This window comes from Synergistales bacterium (assembly GCA_021736445.1).
GTDB lineage: Bacteria > Synergistota > Synergistia > Synergistales > Aminiphilaceae > JAIPGA01.
The window spans coordinates 1-8,042 of record JAIPGA010000101.1 but is presented as its reverse complement, the minus strand read 5'-3'; the positions used below and the strand labels follow the sequence as shown (position 1 = coordinate 8,042).

At 68.9% G+C, this 8,042-nt stretch carries 7 protein-coding genes; 6 read left to right on the top strand and 1 reads right to left on the bottom strand.

The features are described 5' to 3' along the window. A partial coding sequence (locus K9L28_11090) for a response regulator (protein ID MCF7936874.1) occupies positions 1-223 on the top strand: 223 nt, incomplete at its 5' end. Here K9L28_11090 and K9L28_11085 read toward each other — a convergent pair. Next, positions 220-1,506, bottom strand: a complete 1,287-nt coding sequence (locus K9L28_11085; GenBank protein ID MCF7936873.1) for a tetratricopeptide repeat protein — start codon at positions 1,504-1,506, stop codon at positions 220-222. The two genes, K9L28_11090 and K9L28_11085, sit on opposite strands and share 4 nt — an antisense overlap. Before the next feature lie 170 nt (positions 1,507-1,676). Between K9L28_11085 and K9L28_11080 the strand changes: the two genes are divergently transcribed. From K9L28_11080 to K9L28_11060, 5 genes are read left to right on the top strand one after another with little or no spacing between them, the layout of a single operon-like run. Next, complete coding sequence (locus tag K9L28_11080) at positions 1,677-3,146, top strand: cellulose biosynthesis cyclic di-GMP-binding regulatory protein BcsB (protein MCF7936872.1); 1,470 nt, start codon at positions 1,677-1,679, stop codon at positions 3,144-3,146. Then, positions 3,127-3,654 carry a hypothetical protein gene (locus K9L28_11075; protein ID MCF7936871.1) on the top strand — a complete coding sequence of 176 codons (528 nt, stop codon included), beginning with the start codon at positions 3,127-3,129 and terminating at the stop codon, positions 3,652-3,654. The genes K9L28_11080 and K9L28_11075 overlap by 20 nt, the downstream gene beginning before the upstream one ends. A gap of 45 nt (positions 3,655-3,699) precedes the next feature. Next, complete coding sequence (locus K9L28_11070; GenBank protein ID MCF7936870.1) at positions 3,700-5,535, top strand: glycosyltransferase; 1,836 nt, start codon at positions 3,700-3,702, stop codon at positions 5,533-5,535. Further along, positions 5,516-6,904, top strand: coding sequence for a hypothetical protein (locus K9L28_11065; protein ID MCF7936869.1), 1,389 nt, complete (start codon positions 5,516-5,518; stop codon positions 6,902-6,904). The genes K9L28_11070 and K9L28_11065 overlap by 20 nt, the downstream gene beginning before the upstream one ends. A 50-nt stretch (positions 6,905-6,954) precedes the next feature. Beyond that, on the top strand, positions 6,955-8,019 hold the full coding sequence (locus K9L28_11060) for a hypothetical protein (protein ID MCF7936868.1): 1,065 nt from the start codon (positions 6,955-6,957) through the stop codon (positions 8,017-8,019). Positions 8,020-8,042 lie beyond the last annotated feature (23 nt).

Below are 8,042 nucleotides of genomic sequence, written 5' to 3'. Positions count from 1 at the left end.
CGTGATGGACGGCATGGAGGCCGCCAGACGGATCCGGACCTCCGGGAAGGCCTATCGGGGGATCCCCATTGTGGCCCTCACCGCCCACGCCCTGCCCGGCGACCGGGAGCGGTTCCTGCAGGCGGGGATGGACGGCTACATCGCCAAGCCGGTGGAGCGGGGCAACCTGGTGGCCACCTGCCGGGAGCTCTTCCGCACCGAACCCGCCGCCGCCTGGAGCTAGGGGGAGATGATCCCCCGCAGCTCGGCGGCCTTTTCCATGTCCAGCGACTGCAGCCGGCGGGCCAGGGCTTCCGCCTGGCTGCGCCGCCCCGCCTGGAGGTGGGCCAGAGCGAGGTTGAAGAGCGTCTCCGGGCTCTCGGGGGCGTAGGAGAGCGCACGGCGGTAGGCCTCCACGGCCAGGTCGAAGTGCCCGATCTGACGGTAGCCGTAGCCGAGACCGTCGTAGCTCTTCCGTCCCGGGGCCAGCGTCACGGCCTTCTGGAAGGCCTGCAGCGCCCGTTCCGGCCTGTCCAGGGCGGCGTAGGCGTAGCCCAGGCCGTTGTAGGGCTCGGCGTCCGTCGGGTCCCGCCGGATCTGCTGCCGGAAGGCCCATATCGCCTTCCTGGGCCGGTCGGTGGCGCTGAGGGCGTAGCCGTAGCTGTTGTAGGAGACCACGCCGGGGTCGAGCTCATGGGCCTCGGCGAAGGCCTGTGCCGCCTCGGCCGGTCGCCCGGCCATGCTGGAGGCGTTGCCCAGGTCGTTGTAGTAGGAGGCCTCCTGGGGGGCCGCGGCGATGGCCTTCCGGAAGGCCCCCGCCGCCTTCAGGGGCCGGTCCGCCTCCAGGAGAGAGGCCCCCAGGCCGCGGTAGAGCGGCGCGCCGCCGCCCTGCACCGCGATCCCCTCCCGGAAGACCGCGGCAGCCTCCCCGGGCTTCCCCTGGTTGAGGAGCGCGTAGCCCAGACTCTTGTGATCGCCCGCCCCGGGGTCCATGGCCATGGCCCGGCGGAAGGCGGCCACGGCGTCGCCGTAGCGCTCCAGGTCGTTGTAGCTGTAGGCCAGACCGTTCCAGAGATCCGGGTTGTCGGGGTCCGCCGCGATGGCCCGGCGGTAGTGCGCCGCCGCCTCGGCCGGCCGTTCCAGCAGTCTGTGGATATAGCCCAGGGTCGCGTAGTCGGTGCGCTCCGGGGCCACCTGGTGGAGACGCCGGAAGACCGTCAGCGCCTTCTGCGGCCGCTGGAGCTCCATGTAGCTGTAGCCCAGGCCGGCGAGGGCGTTGGCATCCTCCGGCGCGGAGCGCAGCGCGCTCCGGAAGGCCTCGGCCGCCGCCTCGTAGTGCCCCAGGTCGAACTCGGCGAAGCCCAGCGCCTTGTAGGCCCAGGGGGCGCCGGAGTGCTGCCCCAGCCAGCGCAGGGCCAGGCTCTTTCGGTACTCCGGTGTCTCCGTGATCGCCGCGGACGCCCCGGCGCAGCCCGCGAAGACCGCTACCACCACCGCCGCCAGTATGACCGTCCATCCCCTGTTCATCACCGCACCTCCCGGAAGATCTGGTCCCGGGAGGCGCGCCGTCTGCGATCCATGACGCGCCTCCCGGTTTTCCTGCGCTGCGTTGCTTCTCAAAACAACTCTAGACCATTACAATAGGAATGTCCATATCTGTGCACGGGAACGACAAGACCAAACCTGGAGGGAGACCAATGACATCTGCGTTGCGGCAGCCTGCGATCCTGCTGGCGGTGCTCCTCGTTCCGCTTTCTGTTCTGTTGTACCCCACGGCCGGCGAGGCGGCCGGGACCGACATCAACATGCGCCGGCTGGGTTACCCAGCCTCGACAACCCGTGAGGGGCCCCGGACATCCCTGAGGGTGTTCTATCCCCTGCCCCGGGTGGAATACCGCGAGGGGAGCCGGCTCCACTGGCGGATCGAACCGTCGCCGTCGCTGGATCCGGAGAGCTCCTTCCTCTTTAGGATCAACGGCGACGCGGCGGCGGAGCACACCGCGGAACGCCTCTGGGACAACCCGGAGGTAGCCCTCCCCCTGCCGCCCCGTCTCCTGGAGGGCCGGTACCTGGAGGCCGCTGTAGAGCCCAACCTCTTCGCCACCGACGACCTCTGCCGCGACCTCGCCCGGGGGGCGCTCTCCTACCGGGTGTCCGGCCGGAGCCGCCTCAGCCTCTCCTACCGGACACCGTCGCCGCAGACGGTGGACGACTTCCTCCACTCCCTGGCGGGCGGACTCTATGTGGTGCTCCCCGACAACCCGGCGCCCGCGGAGATCGCCGCGGGGGTCTGGGTCTACGCCTTTTTCCAGAAGCGTTTCGCCTACTTTCCGGTCTACCTCCTCTACGCCCGGGAGGTGGAGACCGACCGCCACGCGCCGCGCCTCTGGGTGACCACGGGCACGGAGTGCCTCCCCTGCGAGCAGACCGTGGACTACGGCTACGCCCTCCACGGCCCGCAGGACCTGGTGCTCCACGGCAGGACCGCCGAGGACCTGGAGATGCTGGTGCGGCAGCTCGCCAATCTACCCCTCTTCACGGCGGCGGCGGCCCGGAACATCACCTTCGGCCGCTCCGGCGACCTGGGGACCCGCAGGGAGGTTCTGCCCCTCCCCGGCGACCTGGAGGGCGGCGGCTACCAGTCGGTCCCCCTGGAGATCCCCATCCACCCGGGACTGCTGGAGACGCCGCCGGAGGATCTCTCCATCCGCTACGAGGCCGCCTACACCGTGGCCGGCGAGAGGGACAGGCAGGCGCGGCTGGATACCTACTGGAACGGCCGGCTCCTCCGCAGCCGGCTGCTGAGCGGCTCGGGCCGGGTGGCCGACGAGCTCTTCATCCCCGCCGAGACGGGCGTCGCCCTGCGCAACAGCCTGCGTCTGGTCTTCGAGTATCCCGGCGAAGGCGGCGAGTGCCGCTATACCCGGCGGACCAACAGCGCCCGCCTCCTCCCCGGCGGCACGGTGGACGGCCACGGCTCCTTCCCCCTGAAGAGGCTGGACATGGACAGCTTCGGCCTCTTCCTCGGCGGCAGGGGCAGCATTCTGCTGGGTGATCTGAACTCCATGGATCTCGTCAAGAGCGCCGCGGAGCTGCTCTACTCCTTCAGCCGCCGCTATCCCGAGGGGGGTCTACCTCTTCCCCAGGGTGGAGCCTCTGGACGATGACGCCCTCGCAGGGAACCGGGACTACCGGATTGTTCTCGGCACCCGCGACAGCCTGCCTGACGCGGTGCGGCGTTCGCTGCCGCTGGCGGCGGAGGGCGGCGTCCTCCGGTTCGACGGCCCCGACGGCGTGGTGGAGCTGACGGCCGCAGGCGGCGGCGAGGCGGCCCTGGCCCAGGTGGCCGCGGTGGACGGTGCGCCGCTGCTGTCGCTCACCGGCAGCTCCACAGGCAAGGTGCGCGAGATGGTCCGCTTCATGGCCAACCCCGCGAATGCCGGCAAGCTGGAGGGAGACCTGCTGGCCTTCCGCGGTCCCGGGGCCTTCGCCGCCATGGACAGCAGAGAGACCGAGGTGCGCACCCGGCTGGAGGACAGCCTCAAGGCCACGGGGGAGCGGATCTGGCACCGCTACCGGGGCTATATCCTGCTGGCGGCCTGGGTGCTGGTGACGGTGCTGTTCGCCAAGCTGCTCTTTTTCAAGAAAAAGAGCGAAGAGGAGAGCGGGGAATGACGGTGCTGCGCCTGCCTTCCGCACCGCACCGGAGGGATCCCCGGCATGCCTAGACGGCTCGGCGAGGTGCTGGTGGAGGGCGGCTATATCAGCCCTGCCGACCTGGAGGAGGCCCTGGAGAAGCAGAAGACCTGGCGGACGGCGCTGGGGAACATCCTGCTGGCCCTGGGGAAGGTCAACAGCCTCCAGCTGGCCATGGCGCTCTCCGAGGCCTTTGGGGTGCCCTACCACGACCCGACGGTGATGCCCCCCGACGACGCCACCCTGCAGATGGTCGTCCAGTCGGTGGGCGAGGCCTGCCTCCGGCGGTACAGTGTGCTGCCGGTGAAACAGGAGGACGGCACCCTCTATGTGGTGAGCTCCCATCCCGAGTGGGACGAGCCCATGGAGGAGATCGCCCGCAAAACGGGGATGCAGGTGGAGCGGCTGGTGGCCAGCGAACGTGACATGACCCGGGCGCTGCGGGCGCTCTTCCACAGGGAGTATCTCGACGAGAGCGTCATGGGGCTCTTCTACCGCAACCCCGACGAATCGGCCATCGAACCCTTCACCTCCCGGCAGTTCGCGGCGATCTACCTGCTGCTCTCCTTCGGGCTCTTCGGCCTCTGGGCCTTCCCCCGGGCGCTGCTGCTGTCGCTCTTTGCGCTGATCAATATCTTCTACCTCATCTCCATCGGCTTCAAGTTCGCGGCCTCCATGGCCGGCGCCTACACGGAGATCAACGAGCAGGTCTCCGACGAGGAGGTGGCCGCGCTGGACGACGAGAGCCTGCCGTTCTACACGGTGCTGCTGCCCATGTACCGCGAGCCCGAGGTGGTGGCTCCCCTGGTGGAATCCCTGAAGGCTCTCGACTACCCCACAGGCAAGCTGGATGTCAAGTTACTCCTGGAGGAGGAGGACGAGGAGACCCTGGAGGCGCTCCACCGGGAGCAGCCCCCGGCGCACTTCGAGATCATCCGTGTCCCCTACGCCCAGCCCAAGACCAAGCCCAAGGCCTGCAACTACGGGCTGCTCTTCGCCCGCGGGGAGTACCTCACCATCTACGACGCCGAGGATATCCCCGAACCGGACCAGCTCAAGAAGGTGGTGGTGGCCTTCCGCAAGGGGCCCGCCAACCTGATCTGCGTCCAGGCGGCGCTGAACTACTTCAACCGCGACCAGAACCTCCTCACCAGGATGTTCACCCTGGAGTACTCCTACTGGTTCGACTACATGCTCCCCGGTATCGAGCGGCTCAAGCTGCCCATCCCGCTGGGGGGGACGTCGAACCACTTCAAGACCGATGTCCTCAAGGAGCTGGGGGGATGGGATCCCTTCAACGTCACCGAGGACGCCGATCTGGGGGTCCGGGCGGGCGCGCACAACCTGCGGGTGGCCACGGTGAACGCCACCACCTACGAGGAGGCCAACAGCCGGGTCTACAACTGGATCCGCCAGCGTTCCAGGTGGATCAAGGGATACATGCAGACCTATCTGGTCCACATGCGCCGACCGGTGCAGCAGTACCGCCGGATCGGCGGCCGGGCCTTCTGGGGTTTCCAGATGATGATCGGGGGGACCTTCCTCACCTTCCTCATCAACCCCATCCTCTGGGCGCTCTTCATCTTCTGGCTGATCTTCCGCCCCCTCTGGCTGGAGACCTTCTTCCCGCCGACCATCCTGGTGATGTCCTACATCAACCTGGTGGTGGGCAACGCCGTGGGGATCTACATGAACATGCTGGCGGTCTTCCGGCGCGACCAGTTCCAGCTGACCCTCTACGCCCTGGTCAACCCCTTCTACTGGATCCTGCACTCCATCGCCGCCTACAAGGCGCTCTGGCAGCTCTTCACCAAGCCCTTCTACTGGGAGAAGACCGTCCATGGCCTGGCCAAGAAGTAGCCCACCCACCGCGCATACTCAGAAGCAGGACGTCTTCGCCCTGATCCTGGGCGCGCCGCTCTGCTACCTGCTGCTGCACTGGCTCTACGGCCGCTTTCTGCTCCCCGAGGGGATCGACAGGATCGTGCAGTTCCGTATCTCCAGCTGCTGCGGCTTTGCGGACAGCCTCTTCGCCACGCCCATGCTGACCAACATGCTCTACCACGCGGTGGGGTGGCTCGGCCCGGAGGTGGCCTGGCCGCTGCTCTCCACCTTCGGGGCCCTGGCTGTGGCGGCGGTGCTGGTCAATGTGCTCCGCCACGTCCCCGCCACGCCGCTGCTGCGGGGGCTCTACGCGCTGCTCCTCCTGGGGGCCCTGCCGCTGCTCTTCCTGGCGCTTTCCAGCCCCGCCGGCGCGCTGGCGCTGGCGCTGGCAGGGCTGGCGGCCCACGCGCTGCTGCTCTACTCCCTGGAGGGCACCACCTTCTGGCTCTTTATCGCCGGGCTGAGCCTGGGCCTCGCCCCCTTCGCCCATCCCATGGCGCTGGGCTATCTCCTGGGGCTCGCCGCGGGGCTCTGGCTGGTCTTCCCCGGGGGGGTGCAGCAGAAATGGGCGCTCTATGTGGTGGTCTTCACGCCCTTCTGCCTGCTCGCGGCGGGGTGGGGCTTTCTGCACTGGCTCTACGGCCGGCAGGGCTCGCTCTTCCCGATGGTGGCGCCGCCGCTCCAGGGGGGGGCGCTGCCGGTGCTCTCCTTTCTGGTGCTGCTTCTGCTGGGGCTCTGTATCGGCCTCTGCATCCTGCGCCGGCACCGGCGGAGCGGCGAGCGGCACGCCCCGGGGATCTTCGCGCGCTTCTGGTGGATCCATCTGGCCATCTGGTGCGGCATGTGGCTCTTTCTCGTCAGGGTGGACGCCTACGACCCCCTCTTTCTGCTCTCCTTCGGCCTCTTTCTGGCGGCGGGCTTCCTCCCGGCGCTGCCCCGGGGCGGCGGGCAGGTCGCTGTGGCGGTGCTGCTGGTGCTCTTCGCGGGCGTCACCTGGTGGGAGCTGCCGCAGACCTCGCCGGTGGTGCGGGCCTGGCAGGGCGCTCTGGCGGGGGAGCATGTCTACGGCGAGCTCTACGGCCCCCATCTGGAGGCTGCTTCGTTCCTCCAAAGACATCTGGGGGAAGGGGAGGCCGTGGCGTCGCCGTCGCCGCGGGCGCGGCTTGTCTGGTTTCTCTCCGGGATGGACCGTCCCTTTGTGCTCCCCGCAAGACTGGATTCCGAAGGGGCCCCTTCACCGGCCTACCGGCTGCTCCCCGCCGGCGGGGGAGGGGGCGGGAGCGCGCCGGTCTTTTCCAACGGCGCCTGGCATCTGGTTGATCCGGATCTGGAGGTGACGCGATGAAGGCAGTGAGGGCAACGACGGAGGGATACGGCAGGGTATGACTGCTGCTTGTGGTCTGCCTCTTCTGGCTGTGGCCTTCCCCGGCGGCGGGGGAGGGCCTTGAAGGCTTCGAGACGCCGCTGCGGGAGCGGCTTGTCGCCGCCTTCCGCGATGACGGTCTCTTCCTGCGGAAGGGCGGCGACGCCTATGCGGTGGACCACGCCACCATGATGCTCTACGCCGTCCGGTCCGGCCGGAGGGAGCTCTTCGGCGATCTGGCCTCGGCGCTGGAGGAGCGGTTCTGCGTCCGCAGCGACGCCGGGGACTGCCAGGTGGTCACCGTCTGCTGGCGGGTGCGCCCCGGCACCCCGCCGGACGCCTCGGGCACCACCGAGACCTTCCTGGCCGCCGCGGCCTACTGGCGGGCCTACCGGGTCTGGAAGGTGCCGGTCTACGGGGAGCGGGCGGTCTCGCTGCTCCGGGGGTATCTCTGGCACCAGTGGAAGAGCGGCGGCCACTGGATGATCCGCAACTACTACAACTACAGCGAGGAGGCCTTCGCCACCAACAGCTTCACCATGGGCTACGCGCCGGACCTGCTGCGGGAGGTGGGCGAGACCCTGGAGAGCAGCGAGTTCGCCGATGTGGCCGACTGGTCGCTGGGCTTCGTGCTGGCCGCCCAGACGGAGTGGGGGCTCTTCCATTCCGTCTTCGACCCGGAGATGAAGAGTCTCTACGCGGTCTGCATGGATTCGCCCCACTACTCGCCCAACAACCTGGCCAAACCGGGCGACAGCGCCGCCATCGCCCTGGAGATCACCGGGAGCGCCCCCGATGCGGCCCGGCGGGTGCTCTCCTTCATCAAGTCCCGCTGGCCCTCGGTGGCCAATGCCTACTCGCTGACCACCGGCGCCCCGGCGCAGGGAAAGGCCTGCGGCGGAGGGATGGCCTACGGCCACTGGGCCCAGGTGCTCCGGCTGGCGGCGGCCCTGGAGGACGGCCTCTTCGCCTCCATGGTGGCCGAGAGACTGGCTGCCGGGCTCGACGCGGAGAGCCTCTCGGTCTGGGACAGCGCCCAGCTGCTTCTGGCAATCGAAGAATCCAGAGCGATCCCTGCAGAGGAAAAGCGGCGGTGAGGGGGATAACAGAGCGCCGGGCC